The 16,265-nt window shown below is 72.6% G+C and carries 14 protein-coding genes; 5 read left to right on the top strand and 9 right to left on the bottom strand.

Features of this window, described 5'->3' with window-relative positions; genetic code table 11:
* The first annotated feature begins 140 nt into the window (after nt 1-140).
* Entirely contained in the window at nt 141-1,250 is a 1,110-nt protein-coding gene (locus ACFVVX_RS17860) for a DMT family transporter (protein ID WP_387946460.1), read from the top strand.
* Here ACFVVX_RS17860 and lepB read toward each other — a convergent pair.
* Nucleotides 1,213-2,019: a signal peptidase I gene (gene lepB / locus ACFVVX_RS17855; protein WP_387946458.1), complete on the bottom strand. Its 807-nt coding sequence runs from the start codon at nt 2,017-2,019 to the stop codon at nt 1,213-1,215. The genes ACFVVX_RS17860 and lepB overlap by 38 nt on opposite strands.
* Before the next feature lie 196 nt (nt 2,020-2,215).
* Nucleotides 2,216-2,551 (bottom strand): chorismate mutase, encoded by a 336-nt coding sequence (locus ACFVVX_RS17850; protein ID WP_387946456.1) that lies wholly within the window; start codon nt 2,549-2,551, stop codon nt 2,216-2,218.
* 315 nt (nt 2,552-2,866) lie between these two features.
* On the opposite strand from ACFVVX_RS17850, the gene ACFVVX_RS17845 reads away from it, so the two are divergent.
* A complete protein-coding gene (locus tag ACFVVX_RS17845; protein ID WP_387946454.1) occupies nt 2,867-3,292 on the top strand; it encodes an OsmC family protein in 426 nt (141 codons plus the stop codon).
* Between the two features lie 420 nt (nt 3,293-3,712).
* Entirely contained in the window at nt 3,713-5,866 is a 2,154-nt protein-coding gene (locus ACFVVX_RS17840) for a putative bifunctional diguanylate cyclase/phosphodiesterase (RefSeq protein ID WP_387946452.1), read from the top strand.
* Nucleotides 5,867-5,941: 75 nt separating this feature from the next.
* Here the strand turns inward: ACFVVX_RS17840 and ACFVVX_RS17835 are convergent, their stop codons facing one another.
* Complete coding sequence (locus ACFVVX_RS17835; RefSeq protein ID WP_387946450.1) at nt 5,942-7,042, bottom strand: LLM class flavin-dependent oxidoreductase; 1,101 nt, start codon at nt 7,040-7,042, stop codon at nt 5,942-5,944.
* A 493-nt stretch (nt 7,043-7,535) separates the two neighbouring features.
* On the opposite strand from ACFVVX_RS17835, the gene ACFVVX_RS17830 reads away from it, so the two are divergent.
* The gene (locus ACFVVX_RS17830) at nt 7,536-8,135 is read left to right on the top strand and encodes a DedA family protein (protein ID WP_387946448.1); all 600 of its coding nucleotides are present in this window, start codon (nt 7,536-7,538) and stop codon (nt 8,133-8,135) included.
* A 330-nt stretch (nt 8,136-8,465) separates the two neighbouring features.
* Nucleotides 8,466-9,749 (top strand): hypothetical protein, encoded by a 1,284-nt coding sequence (locus ACFVVX_RS17825; protein ID WP_387946446.1) that lies wholly within the window; start codon nt 8,466-8,468, stop codon nt 9,747-9,749.
* A gap of 98 nt (nt 9,750-9,847) precedes the next feature.
* Here ACFVVX_RS17825 and ACFVVX_RS17820 read toward each other — a convergent pair whose 3' ends face one another.
* The 6 genes from ACFVVX_RS17820 to ACFVVX_RS17795 all read right to left on the bottom strand — a co-directional run bounded on the left by ACFVVX_RS17820 (nt 9,848) and on the right by ACFVVX_RS17795 (nt 15,764).
* Nucleotides 9,848-10,756 carry an alpha/beta fold hydrolase gene (locus ACFVVX_RS17820; RefSeq protein WP_387946444.1) on the bottom strand — a complete coding sequence of 303 codons (909 nt, stop codon included), beginning with the start codon at nt 10,754-10,756 and terminating at the stop codon, nt 9,848-9,850.
* Nucleotides 10,753-11,844, bottom strand: a complete 1,092-nt coding sequence (locus ACFVVX_RS17815) for a branched-chain amino acid ABC transporter permease (protein ID WP_387946442.1) — start codon at nt 11,842-11,844, stop codon at nt 10,753-10,755. The genes ACFVVX_RS17820 and ACFVVX_RS17815 overlap by 4 nt, the downstream gene beginning before the upstream one ends.
* 167 nt (nt 11,845-12,011) lie before the next feature.
* Nucleotides 12,012-12,878 (bottom strand): branched-chain amino acid ABC transporter permease, encoded by an 867-nt coding sequence (locus tag ACFVVX_RS17810; RefSeq protein WP_387946440.1) that lies wholly within the window; start codon nt 12,876-12,878, stop codon nt 12,012-12,014.
* Nucleotides 12,878-13,603: an ABC transporter ATP-binding protein gene (locus ACFVVX_RS17805; RefSeq protein ID WP_387946438.1), complete on the bottom strand. Its 726-nt coding sequence runs from the start codon at nt 13,601-13,603 to the stop codon at nt 12,878-12,880. Before ACFVVX_RS17805 ends, ACFVVX_RS17810 begins: the two co-directional genes overlap by 1 nt.
* A gap of 143 nt (nt 13,604-13,746) precedes the next feature.
* A complete protein-coding gene (locus tag ACFVVX_RS17800) occupies nt 13,747-14,487 on the bottom strand; it encodes an ABC transporter ATP-binding protein (protein ID WP_387946436.1) in 741 nt (246 codons plus the stop codon).
* A gap of 104 nt (nt 14,488-14,591) precedes the next feature.
* Nucleotides 14,592-15,764 (bottom strand): substrate-binding domain-containing protein, encoded by a 1,173-nt coding sequence (locus tag ACFVVX_RS17795; RefSeq protein WP_387946580.1) that lies wholly within the window; start codon nt 15,762-15,764, stop codon nt 14,592-14,594.
* Between the last annotated feature and the right edge of the window lie 501 nt (nt 15,765-16,265).

The raw sequence follows: 16,265 nt of genomic DNA, 5'->3' as shown, positions 1-16,265 counted from the left end.
GGCCCGGCGGTGTCCGTCGGACACCGCCGGGCGGGCCGGCGCGATCCTCCGTGAATCTGCCATCGCGCACAGTTGCAGGCAGGACCGAATGCCGAAATGGCGCCTTACAGAATCGCCGGTATGACTGTCACAATTCGTCAGTGCACAGCTCAAACCCCTCGCTCGGCAGCTCATCGGGCAGAACCCTCGGCCTCTCCCTCGCGCTGGTCTCCGCCTTCGCCTTCGGCGGCTCCGGCACCGCGGCCAAACCGCTGATCGAGGCCGGCCTCTCGCCGCTCCACGTGGTCTGGCTCCGGGTCACCGGCGCCGCCGTGTTCCTCCTCCCCCTCGCCTACCGCCACCGCGCCGCCGTGCTGCGGCGGCCCGGGCTGCTCCTCGGCTTCGGCCTGCTCGCCGTGGCCGGTGTCCAGGCCTGCTACTTCGCCTCGATCTCACGGATCCCGGTCGGCGTCGCCCTGCTCATCGAGTACCTCGGTCCGCCGCTGCTCATCGGGTACGTCAAGTTCGTCCAGCGCAAGCCGATCAGCCGGGGTGCGGCCATCGGCGCCGGCGTCGCGGTGACCGGACTGGCCTGTGTGGTGGAGGTCTGGAACGGCCTGAGCTTCGACGCGCTGGGCGTCCTGTTCGCCCTCGGCGCGGCCTGCTGCCAGGTCGGCTACTTCGTCATGGCGGACGCCGCCGGCCAGGGCGACCGCCCGGTCGACCCGCTCGCCGTCAGCGCCTACGGCCTGCTGATCGGCTCGGTCGTCCTCACCGTCGCCACCCGCCCCTGGCAGGCCGACTGGAGCCTGCTCGGCGGGGACGTCGTGATGAACGGGCACACGCTGCCGGCCCTGATCCCGGCCGCCTGGATGATCCTGGTCGCGACCGTGCTCGCCTACCTGACCGGCGTGATCGCCGTCCGGCACCTCTCTCCCCCGGTCGCGGGGGTGGTGGCCAACCTGGAGGCGATCGTCGCCACCGTGACCGCCTGGGTGCTGCTCGGCGAGCACCTGGGCCTGCCGCAGATGACCGGCGGTCTGCTCGTGCTGGCCGGCGCCTTCGCGGCCCAGTCCAGCAAGCCGGCCGCGGTGGGCGAACCGGTTGTGGTGAGCGGCTCCGCGGGAGTGGGTGCTTCTGCCGGGTCGGACGGTTCAAGCACGTCCGCCGGGTCGGGCGGGGGCGGGGATCAGCGGCCGACCGCGGGGTCCGACCGGGCCGTCGAGCACGCGGTCAGTGGCCGACCCAGCCGAACCAGTCGAGGTGACTGAGCGGCCACACCACGGCCGACACCGGTCCCACCACGTTCTCCACCGGCACCGCGCCGCCACCCGGACCGCGCTGGTGGTACCGGGAGTCCGCGGAGTCGCTGCGGTGGTCGCCCTCCACCCAGACGTGGCCCGCGGGGACCGTCACCGGGCCGAAGTCCAGCCCGGCGCAGGAGTCGTCGCCGGGGTGGAGGTAGGGCTCGACCACCTTCGCCCCGTCGACGGTCAGCGTGCTGCCTGAGCACTGCACGGTCTGGCCACCCGTCGCGATGACCCGCTTGACCAGGTAGTTGTCGTCCTTCGGCGGCACCAGGCCGACGAAGCCGAGCACCGAGCCCACCGCGTTGGAGACCGGGTTCCCACCGGTGGGCTGCGGCGGCAGCCAGTCGCCCGGGTCCTTGAAGACCACCGGCTCGCCGGGCTTCGGCTCCCAGCCGGTGAGCGGCGCGAGCTTGTTGACCCCGACGCGGTCGCCGATCCGCAGCGTGTTCTCCATCGACCCGGACGGGATGGTGAACACCTGGAACAGGCAGGTCTTGATCAGCAGGGCGACCAGCAGGCCGACCGCCGCCATCGCGGGGATCTCGATCCACCACGGCCGGTGTCGGCGCCCCTCCCGCCTGGACTTCGACGCCCGGCGGCCGCGCGCCCGACGGGCCTCGGCTCGGCCGCCAGGGGCGCGGTGCCCGCCGCCGCCGCTCCGACCGCCGCCGGCAGCGGGGTCCGGACCGGCCCCGGCATCGGTGTGCGTTTCGGGCAGGTTCACCACCATCGTCGCTGCTCCACCTCTCCGGCTGGGGAACCTGCACGCTACGCCAACCGTGAAGCCACGCGAAATCGGGCATTTAGCTCAGTCCGACGCGGGGGCCGGGTCCGCCGGGGCGGCCCGCCCGGACGTGGGCCCGTCCTCCGGTCGGCACTCCGGGCCCTACCCTGGGCCCTACCCGGGGCCGCACTCGGGTCCGCTCTCAGGCGCGGGCGATGGCCTCGTGGTGTCGGATGACCTCGGCGATGATGAAGTTGAGGAACTTCTCCGCGAACACCGGATCCAGGTGCGCCCCGGCGGCCAGCTCCCGCAGACGCCGGATCTGGTCCCGCTCCCGAGCGGGATCGGCCGGCGGCAGCTTGTGCTCGGCCTTGAGCCGGCCGACCCGCTGGGTCGCCTTGAAGCGCTCGGCCAGCATGTGGACCACCGCGGCGTCGATGTTGTCGATGCTCTCGCGCAGGCTGGTCAGCTCGGCCCGGACGGAATCGGCGATCCCCTCGGGCAGGCCGGCATCGGGGGTCGTGGGGTGATCCGTCATCGGGGCGGCTCCGCGGCTGTCTGGTGGTGGGCACCCGACCGTCCTGGCGGCCGGGCTCGGGCCCGGGCAAATCTAACAGGGCACCCGGCACGGTTCCGCACCATTTGGCGTACCTGTCCACGATCCGGACGGCATACGGACCGATGGACGGCCGAGACCGGTGCCGGGGCGGTGGATCCGAGGCCCCGCCCGGCGGCCGACGGGCGACGGGGCTCCCGGCGCCGCTTGTGACCGGCCCCCGGCCTGCCCGTAGTCTGGTGCGCGGCATGACCGGAAGTGACGACTCAGCAGTCCTCAGTACTGGAGGTACCGATCGTGGCAACCACCCGCACCGCACGCACCGCGTGGGAAGGCAACCTGCTCGAAGGAAAGGGCCAGGTGACCTTCGCCTCCTCCGGCATCGGTGAGTACCCGGTGTCCTGGCCGGCCCGGGCCGAAGAGCCCAATGGCAAGACCAGCCCGGAGGAGCTCATCGCAGCCGCTCACTCCGCGTGCTTCTCGATGGCCCTCTCGCACGGCCTGGCCGGCGCCGGCAACCCGCCGACCAAGCTGGACACCCAGGCCGACGTCACCTTCCAGCCCGGCACCGGCATCACCGGCATCCACCTGACCGTCACCGGCGAGGTGCCCGGCCTCGACGAGGCGGGCTTCGTGAAGGCCGCCGAGGACGCCAAGGCGAACTGCCCGGTCAGCCAGGCCCTGACCGGCACGACCATCACCCTGACGGCCAAGCTGGCCTGACGCTCCGCCCGGGCCCGCGAGACCCGGCCCCGGCACGGCACACGCGGCGCTCAACCGGCGCCCGAGAGCGCGCGCTGGGCGCACACGCCCCTGGTGCACATCATGTGATGTGTACCAGGGGCGTCCGTATGTACCGCCACAGTTGACCCGAAAGCGGGCGAATCACCCTGGCGGCGGTCACCGCGCGTTGCCACCGCGTCCTATGATCGGCCGCAGCGCCCTGTTCTTCACGGGACTCCCCCGCCACCGCTCCACGACGAGCGTTGCGCACCGGACTCCGAGGACCTCCACAGAGCGCGGGAGCCGGCCGCCGCAGTCCCGGGCGACCAGCCGATCCAGCGTCAAGCATCAGGCGTCAGCAGCGGACGGGAGCATGCCGTGCCGGGCCAGAACGAGGGGGCCGACGCACACCGCCCAGGCGTGCGGCACGAGGAACCGCGACACCGTCACCGCCTGCTGTCACCGAGCCTCCAACCGGCCAACGGTGTTCTGGGCACCGCTCTGGACGACGTCCGCGGCCCCTCCGCCGGCACCGGGATCGGTACCGCCCTCGACCTCTGCCCCACCTGCGCGACCCCGCTGGCGGACGAGCCGCAGCGGGCGGTCGACGGCGCCGCCGCCCGGCCGCCCGACGGCACGGACGGGTTGCTGGCCGCGCTGCAGGCCAGCGAGTCGCGGTTCCGGGCCGCCTTCTGCGACGCCGGGATCGGGATGGCCCTGATCGACCCCGAGGACCGGATCATCGAGGTCAACCCGGCGTTCGCCGCCCTGCTCGGCCGGGGCGTCGGCGAGCTGGTCGGCACCCACCTCCACGACATCATCGATCCGGAGGGCATGCCGCAGCACCTCTTCCCCGAACTCGTCCGCAGCGAGCGCGACCGGCTCCGGGTGGAGAAGCAGCTCAGGCACCGCGAGGGCCGCACGGTGTGGAGCAAGGTGACCATCTCCCTGATCCGGGACGGCGCGGGCAGCCCGCTCTACACGCTGGCCCTGGTCGAGGACATCACCGAGCAGCGCCGGCTGGGCGACCGCCTGGAGTACCAGGCCCTGCACGACCCGCTGACCCGGCTGCCCAACCGGACCTTCTTCTTCGAGCGGCTCGACGCCGCCTGCCTGGCGGCCGGCGACCCGGAGGCGGGCGAGGCCCTGGGCGGTCCCGCGCTCGGGGACGGTGGAGGGCCCGGGGACGGCGCCGGGCCCGAGGACGGTGCCGGGCCCGGGGAGCCCGGCGGGGGTACGGGACGCGGTGCGGGCGCTGTCCAGGTGCCGCTCGCAGCGCTCGCAGCATCCGACCCGCGGCGGGTGGGCCTGTGCTACCTGGACCTCGACGGCTTCGCCGCCATCAACGAGACCCTCGGCCACCACATCGGCGACCAGCTGCTCGTCGCCGTCGCCACCCGGCTGCGGCGCGGCTTCTCCGAGCACGGTGCCCGGCTGGTGGCCCGGATGGGCGGGGACGAGTTCGCCGTCCTGGTGACCGACAGCACCGGCAGCGACCAGCTGACCGAACTGGCCGCCCGGATCCTGGAATCGCTGGAGCCCCCCTTCGACGTGGCCGGGCACCGGCTGGTGGTGACCGCCAGCGTGGGCGTCGTCGAGCGGCCCGTCCACGAGACCACGGCCACCGACCTGGTCAAGGACGCCGACGCCACCCTGTACTGGTCCAAGGCGGACGGCCGGGCCCGCTGGACCCTCCATGACCCGGACCGGGGCGCCCACCAGCTGACCCGTCAACTGCTCTCCACCGCACTGCGGCCCGCGCTGGAACGCGGCGAGTTCACCATCGAGTACCAGCCCCTGGTCGGTCTCGCCGACGGTGCGGTGCACGGCGCCGAGGCCCTCGTCCGGTGGCGCCACCCCCGCTACGGGACGCTCTCACCGGACCGCTTCATCCCGCTGGCCGAGGAGTCCGGCGCGATCGTGCCGCTCGGCAAGTGGGTCCTGGAGGAGTCCTGCCGCCAGGCGCAGCGCTGGCTCACCGAGTTCCCCGACACCGAGACCTTCGTGAGCGTCAACCTGGCCGCCCGCCAGATCTGGGACTCCGACGTGGTCGCCGATGTGGCGCAGGTCCTCGAACTCACCGGTCTGCCCGCCCGGCTGCTGCAGCTGGAGATCACCGAGAGCGCCCTGCTCGGCCCCGGCGGGCGGCCCCTGCAGGCCCTGCAGGCGCTCGCCGACATGGGCATCCGGATCGCGATCGACGACTTCGGTACCGGCTACTCCAACCTGGCCTACCTGTCCCGGCTGCCGGTGCACGTGCTCAAGCTGGACGGCACGTTCATCGAGGGCTTCCGCGATCCGGCGCCCGCCGGCCGCGCCGACCGGCCCGACCTCCCGGCGCTGCACTCCCGTCGGAGCGACGCCGACGAGCAGATCGTCGGCGCGATGGTGCAGCTGGCCCACACCCTCGGCCTGACCGTCACCGCCGAGGGCATCGAGAGCGCGGCGCAGGCGGAGCGGCTGCGGCTGACCGGTTGCGACACCGCGCAGGGCTGGTACTTCGCCCGGCCCGGCGAGGCCGAGCTCGTCGCGGCCATACTCCGTCAGGGCCGGCCCGGGTCGGGCCCCCGGTAGGTGTGCCCTCCCGGTAGGCGCCTCCCGGGGCGTCTACCGGGAGGCGCCTTCCGGGGAGGCCGGCCGGGGCGGGGATCAGGCGGGGCCGCCGTCCCCGGTCAGTCCGTACGCCTGGGCGATGAGCCGGTACGAGCGGTACCGGGCCTCGTGGCCGTGGATGTGCGAGGTGACCATCAGCTCGTCCACGCCGGTCCGCTTGCGCAGGGACTCCAGCCCGTCCGCGACCTCGCCCGGCGAGCCCAGGACCACGTTGCCCAGCCAGTCGTCGATGAAGTCCGCCTCGACCGGGCTGTACGGGTAGGACTCGGCCTCCTCCGGGGTGGGGATCGGGCCGGGGCTGCCCCTGCGCAGCCGGAGCATCCCGAGCGCCGCCGAGCGCGCCAACCGACGGGCGGTGGCCTCGTCCTCGGCGGCGACCGCGCTCACCCCGATCAGCGCGTACGGCTCGCTGAGCACGGCCGAGGGGCGGAAGGCCGAGCGGTAGAGGTCCAGGGCCGGGATGGTGTTGACGCTGCTGAAGTGGTGCGCGAACGCGAACGGCAGGCCCAGTCGACCGGCCAGCTGGGCGCTGAAGCCCGACGAGCCCAGCAGCCAGACGGGCGGCCGCCCCTCGCCCTTGGGGACGGCCGTCAACCGGGCGTACGGATGGCCGTCGGGGAAGTCGCCGTCCAGGAAGTGGGTCAGCTCGGCGAGCTGCTGGGGGAAGTCGTCGGCCCCTTCGGCCAGGCCGCGCCGCAGGGCCCGGGCGGTGGCGGGGTCGGTACCGGGGGCGCGACCGAGCCCCAGGTCGATGCGGCCGGGGTGCAGGGCCTCCAGCAGTCCGAACTGCTCGGCGATCGCCAGCGGGGCGTGGTTGGGCAGCATCACGCCGCCCGAACCGAGCCGCAGCGTCTTCGTGTGGGCGCCGAGGTGGGCCAGCAGCACGGCGGGGGTGGAGCTGGCGACACCCGGCATGCCGTGGTGCTCGGCCACCCAGAAGCGGTGGTAGCCCCACTCCTCCGCGCTGCGGGCCAGGGTCGTGGTGGCGGTCAGCGCCTCGGCCGGGGTGTAGCCCACCCCGACGGTGGCCAGGTCGAGAATCGAGAGCGGCGCGGGGGCCGAACCTCGGACGACGCCCCGGATCGCCGCGTGGGCCTGCGGGCCCGGCCCGCCCTGCTGCTGGTCCTCGGTGCTCATGCCGTCCGTCCTCCTGGCCGTCTCCGAACGACCGCGCCCATGGCCGGCGGTCGCTTCTGCCGACGTGGACCAACCATCGCCCCGGCTCCACTGTTCCCGGCCCGCGGCACCGGATGCGGGACCGCGCACCGCACACCTACCGACCGTTCGGCTGACGCTCCGCCAGCAGGCGTGCACGCGTGGCGACTTCACGCCAGCGCGGGAAGTCGCCAGCCGCAGGACTCGCGGTCGGCCACCGACCTCCGGCACGCTAGTGATCAGGAGCGGATCACCTGAACGGGTCCGCGCCCACCAGCAAGGTCGTCGGGCTGGACCAGCGCCGATCGATCCCCGCGAGCCCCCGGAGCGGCACCCCGCCCCGGGGGCTCGCGTCTTGTGACGGATCGCACACCCGTGGATACCCGGGGTCCTTCATGGCATGAAAAGTCGAGGCGCTAGCGTTGTCCCCTGCAGCCACCTGCTCCCCCTGGGCAGCCTGGAGGGAGTTTGGACCTTGGACATCGCGACGGTGATCGGATCCTCATGGATCTGCGCCCTGGCACTCTGCGCCGTTCTGGGCGACGCCTTCCTCCCCTTCATTCCCAGCGGAACGCTGGTGATCCTGGCCGTGCTCAAGACGGCACAGATAGACGGCGCCCCGGTACTGCTGGGGCTCGGCGTGGCGGTGGCCTCCTTCCTCGGCGACCTCCTGCTGCTCCAGCTGGCCCAACGGGGCGCTCCCTCCCTGCAGCGACGGCTCGACCACCGTCCGAAGCTGGCGGCCAGCGTGGCCCGGGTCCAGCAGGCCCTGGACGGGCGGACCACCGGGGCGGCCGCCGCGATGGTGGTGATCGCGCGGTTCGTACCGGCCGGGCGGACCATTCTCGACCTGGCCATCGGCCACTCCCCCGCCCACCACCCGCGCCGCTTCCTGCGCTGGTCGGCGCTGGCCGGCCTGGTCTGGGCGGCCTACATCGTGACGCTGGGCTGGCTCAACAGCCACTGGTTCGACACCGCCTGGCTGAGCATGGCGGTCTCCTGCGCCGCCGCCACCGTGGTCAGTACGGCCATCGCCCGCATCGTTCGCCGCAACCGCCGGCTCGTCCTCTCCTAGCGCGTCACCGCGCACCGCACACCACGCACCGCCTCGGGCCCGCACGGGTTCGGGGCGTCCGTCTTTCCGCGCCCCCGCGAGCGAACGGAAGGACGGACGCGGCGCAATGCCCAGCGGGAGCCCACATCGTCACAGGACGGCAACAGATGGCCGCCCGTCGCAGCCCGGCCGGGCGTGGCGGGCGTGATGAGTAGCAGTGGACCTTCGGCACCTTGGTGCCCCTGTGTCCGCGTGGCAAGCTAACGCCGGAGTATTCATCAATTTGCCCGATTTGACCGGTACGGCCCAATGGCCCCAAGGAGTACCCGGCCAGCGGCATCAGGGGAGACCATGACCAGCATCTCGCGCAGGACCATGCTCAGCGCCACCGCCGCCACTGCGGCTCTCGGTGCGGTCGCGGCCTGTTCCAGCGGCGGATCGAGTTCAGGGTCGAGTTCCTCCCCGTCGCCCGGCGGCAGTACCAGCGCCGGCGGCACCGGGCAGACCGGGACGCCCGACCCGACGAAGAGCGGGGTCAAGGGGACGCCCATCGGAGACGGCTCCACCTCCGACACCGGGCCGCAGCCGAACCAGCCGAAGGCCGAGAAGCTCAAGCCCGGCGAGCGGCCGCCGCAGTTCGTGGTGTTCTCCTGGGACGGCGCCGGCGGCACGGACGACGGCCAGTTCCCCCGCTTCCTGAAGCTGGCCCAGGAGCACAAGGCCTCGATGACCTTCTTCCTCTCGGGGATATACACCCTCCCCAAGGGCAAGTCCGACCTGTACCACCCGCCGAAGCACTCGGTCGGCGCCTCCGACATCCCGTACCTCTCGGACGGCGCGGTCAAGAGCACGCTCAAGCTCATCAGCCAGGCCTGGCTGTCCGGCCACGAGATAGGCACCCACTTCAACGGCCACTTCTGCTCGACCCGCTCGGACGGCAACGGCGTCAACAAGTGGTCCCCCGAGGACTGGCAGAGCGAGATAGAGCAGGCCGTCTCCTTCGTGACCCAGTGGCGGACCAACACCGGGTTCACCGACGTCGACCCGCTGCCCTTCGACTACAAGAAGGAGCTGATCGGCGGCCGCACCCCGTGCCTCGAAGGCCAGAAGGCCCTCCTGCCGACCGCCGCCAAGCTGGGGTGGCGGTACGACGCGAGCTCCGCCGGCGGTCTGCAGATATGGCCGCAGAAGGTGCAGGACGGCAAGATCTGGGACTTCCCGCTGCAGAGCATCCCCTTCCCCGGGCACGCCTTCCAGGTGCTCTCGATGGACTACAACATCCTGGCCAACCAGTCGGCTGGCAGCACCAAGGGCGACCCGGCCAAGTACAACGACTGGCGCACCCAGGCCCGGGACGCCTACCTGGCCGGGTTCAACCGCGCCTACGAGAGCAACCGCGCGCCGTTCTTCATCGGCAACCACTTCGAGCAGTGGAACGGCGGGATATACATGGACGCCGTCGAGGAGACGCTCAAGGCCATCGCGGACAAGCCGGACGTCCGCCTGGTGTCCTTCCGGCAGCTGGTCGACTGGCTGGAGGCGCAGGACCAGTCCGCGCTGCGCAAGCTTCGCTCGCTGAACGTCGGCCAGGCGCCGACCGGCGGGTGGGAGGGGTTCCTGGGGGCAGCCGGCTGACCGGCCGGGCGCCCCGCCCGGACCCGGGACCGGCTGGGACAGCACTCCCGCGCCGGTCCGGGGTCCGGGGTCCGGGGTCCGGGGTCCGGGCGGGCCTGTCAGCCGGCGACGGGCCCTTCGCCGAGCAGGCCTCGCACCACCGCCTCGGCCCCGGCCCGGCCCCAGAGGATCGAGTAGTGGTTGGTGTCCGGCACGAGTGACGCCGTCACCACGCGGGCCGGGTCCAGCCCTGCGGCCGCGATCCGCTTGCTGTCGTAGAGGGCCTGCGGTTCGTCGAGCAGGCCGCGTTCCGCCCACAGCAGCTCACCGGGGCACGGCAGCCGGTGCACCGCGGCACCCGCCTCCTCGTCCAGCAGGACCTGGGCCCCGTCGGTCTGGACGGCCTCCAGCACGCAGGACGAGCGCAGTTCGGGCTCGGTGCCGACGAGGTCGCGCTGGGTGTAGGCGTCGATCTCCTCCGACCAGTCGGCGTCGAAGGCCGGGTGCTGCTGCCAGAACGCGCGATAGGCGTCCCGGTCCGGGAAGGTCATCGAGAGTCGCGCGAGCGCCGGTCCGAGCACGGCGGCCAGGGCGTCCCCCTCGTGGACACCCTCCGGCAGGGGGAAGCTGACCCCGCCGTCGACCAGTACCACCCGGCTGACGAGCTCCGGGTGGCGAACCGCCGCAAGCGCCGTGACCCAGGCCCCCATGGAGTGGCCGGCGACGACGGTCGGGCCCAGGTCGAGTGCGGTGATCAGCGCGGCGACGTCGTCCGCGTGCCGGGCCAGTCCGTACGGTCCCTCCACGGCGCGGCTGGCTCCGCGTCCGCGCAGGTCGGGGGCGAGGAGGGTGGCGCGGCCGGCCAGCCTGCGGGCGACCTCGAACCAGGCGAGGCCGTTGGCGGTGATGCCGTGCACCGCCACGACGGTCGGGGCCTCCGGCACGGTGGCGGGCCAGCGGAGTACGGCCAGGTCCCCACCGGGAACGGGGACGGTCAGCACCTCGGGCTGCAGCAGGGACTTGCTCACGCGGGGCTACCTCCGGTGGGACGGGCGGGGTGGGATCCGGCCCCGCCGCCGAGCCGGGCCGAGCGGTCGGAACGGGCGGCGCGGACGCGGGCGGGCAGCCTGGCCAGGCCCCCGGGCAGAAGGTAGACCACGGCGACGAAGAGGCCGCCCAGCAGGAAGAGCGGCTGCGAGAGCGGGACCCGCAGCACGGCGGGCAGGTCGGCGATGGCCGCGGAGTTGGCGAGGTCACCGAGCCGGTGGCCCGCCCAGGTGTAGAGGACACCGCCGAGCAACGGCCCCCATCGGGTGCCCGATCCGCCGAGGACGACCATGACCAGCAGCGAGAGCGTGGCATCGGAGGTGGCGGCCTGCGGAGTCGCGCCGCCGGTCAGCAGCAGGTAGACCACCCCGCCCACGGCGGCGAGCGCCCCGGCGAGGACGAAGGCGACCAACTTGTAGCCGTAGGGCCGCAGTCCGAGCACCTCGACCCGGCGCTCGTTCTCCTTGATCCCCTCCCAGACCCGCCCGGTCGGCGAGCCGACGGCCCAGTGGACGGCGGCCACGGTGAGCACCAGGTACGCGACGGCGATCCAGTAGAGGTTGGCGGTGTTCTCGATGCCGAGGAAGGCGGCGGGCAGGCGCTCGGCGGGCGCGGACCGGCCCTCCTCGCCGCCGGTGATGCCGCCGGGGTTGCGCTGGACGAGGATCGAACCCGCCTGCGCGAAGGCCAGCGTGACCATGGAGAACCCGATACCGGTGACCCGGAGGCTGACCGCGCCCAGCAGCAGGGCCAGCACGACGGCACAGGCGACGCCGAAGAGGGCCGCCGCGGCGAAGGGGAGCCGGAGCTCCAGCATGGCGAGGTTGGTGGCGTAGAGGCCGGTCGCGAAGTAGAGCGCGTGGCCGAAGGAGAGCAGTCCGGTCCGGCCGAGCAGGAGGTCGTAGCCGGTGGCAAGGGCCCCGTAGAGCAGGAACAGGGCGATGAGTTGGAGACTTCCGGGGCTGCCGAGCGGGCCGTCGAGCAGTCCCGGGACGGGAAGCGCACTGTATGGGGCGACAAGGAGCACGATCAGCAGAGCGATCGGCCACCAGCGTAGCGCTCGGTGCATCGGTGTCGAGCGCTCGGTGAATGATTCACCTGTTCGAGGGATGGTGCCGCCCTTGTCCGCTCGTCCAGAATGGTCCTCGGCAGGGCTGGTGACAGTCCCCCCTGCCGAAGTGGCAGCGGTGCGGTCGGCCGCGGTGCCACCGGTGCCCGTGATCGAGGTGTTGGTGCTCACGCGAGCCTCCCGGTGAGGCCGCGGGGTCGTACGAGGAGCAGTACGGCCACCAGGACGACGACCGAGAGGTCGCCGAGCCCCGCAGCGGTGTAGTAGTTGGCGAACTGCTGGACGAGGCCCACGCACGCCGAGGCCACCGCGGCCCCGGTGACGGAGCCCATTCCACCCATCACGACGACGACGAAGGCGAAGATGAGCAGCCCGGTCCCCTGGCCGGGGTTGACCGAACCGAAGTAGAGGCCACCGAGGGCTCCGCCGAGCGCGGCGGCCGCCCCACCGATGGCGAAGACGAGCGTGAACGCCTTGCGCACATCGATGCCGAGCGCGGTAACCATGGCCCGGTCCTCGACGCCGGCCCGGACGATCAGCCCGTAGCGGGTACGGGCGAGGAACAACCGAAGAGCGAGCAGGAGCAGCGCGGCCGCTGCCACGAGGACGAAGCGGTTGACCGGGACGGTCGCACCGAGCAGGTGCCAGGTGCCGGAGAGCAGGGCCGGCTGGGGGAAGGGCCTGGCGTCCGCGCCCCAGATGCCCATCAGGAGAGCGGGCACGGCCAGTCCGACGCCGACGGTGGCAAGGATCTGGTCGCGAGGCCGGCTGTAGAGCGGCCGGATCAGGAAGAGCTCCAGCAGGACGGCGGCGGCCGTCCCGACCAGCGTGCCGAACGGCAGGGCGAGCCAGAAGGCGAGGCCGGCCTCCGTACCGGCCCACCAGGTGGCATAGGCGCCGATGGAGAGCAGGGCGCCGTGCGCGAAGTTGAGCACGTCCATCAGACCGAAGATCAGCGAGAGACCGGAGGCGACGAGGAAGTACAGGGCACCCAGCCCAAGTCCGGTACAAGCGAGGAGGACAACGGTGTCCATCAGGGGTTCACCTCCGCGGTGACAGCAGGGGCGGCCGGGGCCCGGCCGGCCGGGCGGTGGCCGCCGACACCCAACAGGCGGCGGGCGGCCTCCTCGTCGGCCAGCAGGTCGGCGGTGCCGCCCTGGTGGGCGGTGCGGCCGTCGGCCAGAACGGCACAGCTGCCCGCCAGGCGGCGGACGAGGGCGAGGTTCTGCTCGACCAGGAGAACGGGCACGGCCTCGGCCGCTCGCGCCAGCACGTCGGCCACCTCGGCGACGATCTTCGGAGCCAGGCCCTTGGTGGGTTCGTCGGCGATGATCAACCGGTTGCGGTTCAGCAGGGTCCGGCCGATCGCCACCATCTGCTGCTGGCCTCCGGAGAGCGTCCCGGCCAACTGGCCCGCACGTTGCTTGAGTTCGGGGAACAGCTCGTGGACGAGGTGGTAGGCGGGTTCGCCGGCGCGGTCCCGCTCGGCGAGACGGAGGTTCTCGGCCACGGTCAGGCCGGCGAAGATCCCGCGGTCCTCCGGGGCGTATCCGATGCCCTGACGGACCACCAGATGAGTCGGCAGAGAGGAGAGTTCCACACCGGAGAAGAGGACGCTGCCGGTGCGCGGGACGAGGCCCATGACGGCCTTGACGGTGGTGGTCTTGCCGGCGCCGTTGCGGCCGAGCAGGGCGGTGACCCCGGCCGGCGCCACGTCGAGGTCGACCCCGTGAAGGATGTGCAGCCCGTCGACGACCACCCGGAGATCACGGACGGAAAGGAGGGGCCCGCCGGGAGGGGCGGGAGGCACGGAGGGCAGGACCGAGACCGAGACTGCGGCTTCGGATCCGGGTTCGGGTTCGGGTTCGGGTTCGATGCCAGGAGGGAGAAGAGGGGAGTCGCTCACAACGCCTCCCCCAGGTAGGCCTGTTGGACGGTGGCATCGGCCATGACGGCCTCCGGCGTGTCCAGCGCGAGCAGGGTGCCGTGGTGCATCACGGCAAGGCGGTCGGCCAGGTCGAGCAGGACGTCCATGTGGTGCTCCACCATCAGTACGGTGCGGCCGAGGTCGCGGTGTACGGAGCGGATCAGCGCGGTGAGGGCCGGCACCTCCTCCGCGCTGACACCGGCCATCGGCTCGTCCAGCAGGATGAGCCGCGGGTCGGATACCAGGAGGACGGCGAGTTCGAGCTTGCGCTTCTCACCATGGGAGAGAGCGCTCGCCAAAGCATCTGCGCGATGGGCGAGTTCGGTGCGCTCCAGGGTGTCCGCCACCTGGCCCTCGTAGCGGTCGGCGCGACGCCAGAGCCGGTACGAGGCGCGCGGCCCGGCGGCGGCCTGGGCCGCCAGGCGCACATGGTCGGCCACGGTCATGCCGGGCCAGAGGGAGGAGGTCTGAAAGGTGCGGCCAAGCCCGCGACGCGCTCTGGCGTGCACCGCTTCGGCGGTGATGTCGGTACCGTCGAGCTCCAGGCTGCCGCGGCTCGCCGGGTAGATCCCGGAGATCAGGTTGAAGAGGGAGGTCTTGCCCGCACCATTGGGGCCGATGAAGGCGATGAACTCGCCCTCGCGCACCGAGAGCGAGACGTCCTCGACGATCGGCACCCCTCCGACGGACCAACCGAGGCCGCTCAGTCGCAGCACCGGCGTGCCCTCGCTGGGCGCTGCGGTAGCGGCTGCGGCGGTGGCAGCGCCCACCGATGCAGCAGCGGCAGCGGTGGACGGGGAGACGGGACCGGTCATCCGGATCAGCCCGCCATCGGGGTGACCGGGGGCGCCACGTCGTCCGCGGCCAGTGTCTTCTCGACCGAGGGCTTGGCGGCCGCGCCGGTGCCCGTCAGTCGGACCTGGAACATCGGCTGGAGCAGGGCGTGGTCCTCGGCGCGGACCGTGGTCTTCCCCTTCACCCCGTCGAAGCTCCAGCCCTCCAGCGCCTTGACCAGCGCCGAAGTGTCCTCGGCGGAGCCGTGGTTGGCCTCGATGGCGTGCACGATCATCTGGGCGGCGGTGAACCCGTCCGGGGTGAAGATGTCCGCCTTGCCGCCGCCCGCGGTGACGGCCTCCTCCATGGCCTTCTCCACCGGGGTACCGGCGGCTCCGCCGAAGTAGTGGTTCAGGAAGGAGATCTTCTCCCCGGCCGCGCCGAACAGCGGGTAGGACGCGGCGAGGTCGAGGCCGGTGACGACCTTGGTCTCGGCGAAGACGTCCTGCTGGTTCAGGGCCGTCCACAGGGCCGAGGAGCTGTCGCCGGCCCAGGCGACGAACAGCAGGTCGGGCCTGGCCGTCTTGGCCTGGGTCGCGAACGGGGTCAGGTCGGTGGCGCTGGGCGGGGCGAGCACCGCGTCGACCGTGGCGCCCTGGGTGCCGAGCACGGCCTTGACCGCGGCGACATTGGCCTGCCCGAAGGCGCTGTCCTGAGCCAGCACGGTGACCTTCCTGCCCTTGGCGTCGCCGACGAACGAGGCCGCGGCCCTGATGTCCTGGTAGGACTGGCGGCCGGAGCGGAAGGTGTACTTGTTGAGTCCGGTGACCTTGTCGGCGGCGGCCGGGCCGCTGATGAAGAGCACCTTGTTCTGGGCGGCGATCGGGCCGACCTGGAGGGCGACGCCCGAGGCGGTGGAGCCGGCCAGGATCTTGTGGCCCTTGCCGATCAGGTCCTTGGCGGCCGACACCGCCTTGGCCGGGTCGCCGGCGTCGTCCTGCTCCTCAAACTCGATCGTGTGCCCGTCGACCGCGCCGGTGCCCTTGGTCGCATAGCTGAGCCCGGCCTTGAAGCCCTCCAGGTACTGCTTGCCGTACGCGGCGAGCGGCCCGGTCCTGGAGTACACCAGGCCGACCTTGACCGGGCTCTTCGAGCCGCTGCCACCGCCCGCCGAGGAGGTGCCGGCGGTGCCGGCCTCGGCGCAGCCGGCAGCCAGCAGGACGCAGGCCGCGACGGCCGCGAACCGGCGCCCCGGACGGCGGCGCGCCCCGGACCGGCCCGTGCCCGCATCCGTACCCGCGTCCGTACCCGCGTCCGCCGGAGTCCCGGCTGCCGAGACAGGGGCAGAGACAGGGGCCGAGAGAAGTGCCGGGGCGGGTGCCGAAGTCCCGGAGGCGGTCCTGGAACGGGCTGTCGAGCTGCGCATGGTGACCGACTCCTGAGGGGGCTGCGGGGGTGGATGCCGGAACCGTAGGTGGGGGGAGGGGGCTGCGACATGTGCCCGGACGACGCATCAGCCCGGCCCGATGTGGGCTCGACCGCCATGTCCACGGGTCGGTGCCACGGTGTCGGCCGCCGGATGTGGACGGTCGCCATGTGTCCGTACACGTGCGTGGCTGCGGGCGCCATGGCAGGAGTTCCCCGTCTGCGGTGACGGTGGTGGGGCGCGCGGGGCGGCGGGTCCGAGTCCGCCGGCCCGCCTCTCCGCTCACTCCCACCA

This window comes from Kitasatospora sp. NPDC058170 (genome assembly GCF_042883905.1).
In the GTDB taxonomy this organism is placed as follows: Bacteria; Actinomycetota; Actinomycetes; order Streptomycetales; family Streptomycetaceae; genus Kitasatospora.
Note: the sequence above shows the minus strand (reverse complement) of the source record. Positions and strands in the feature narration are given on the sequence as shown.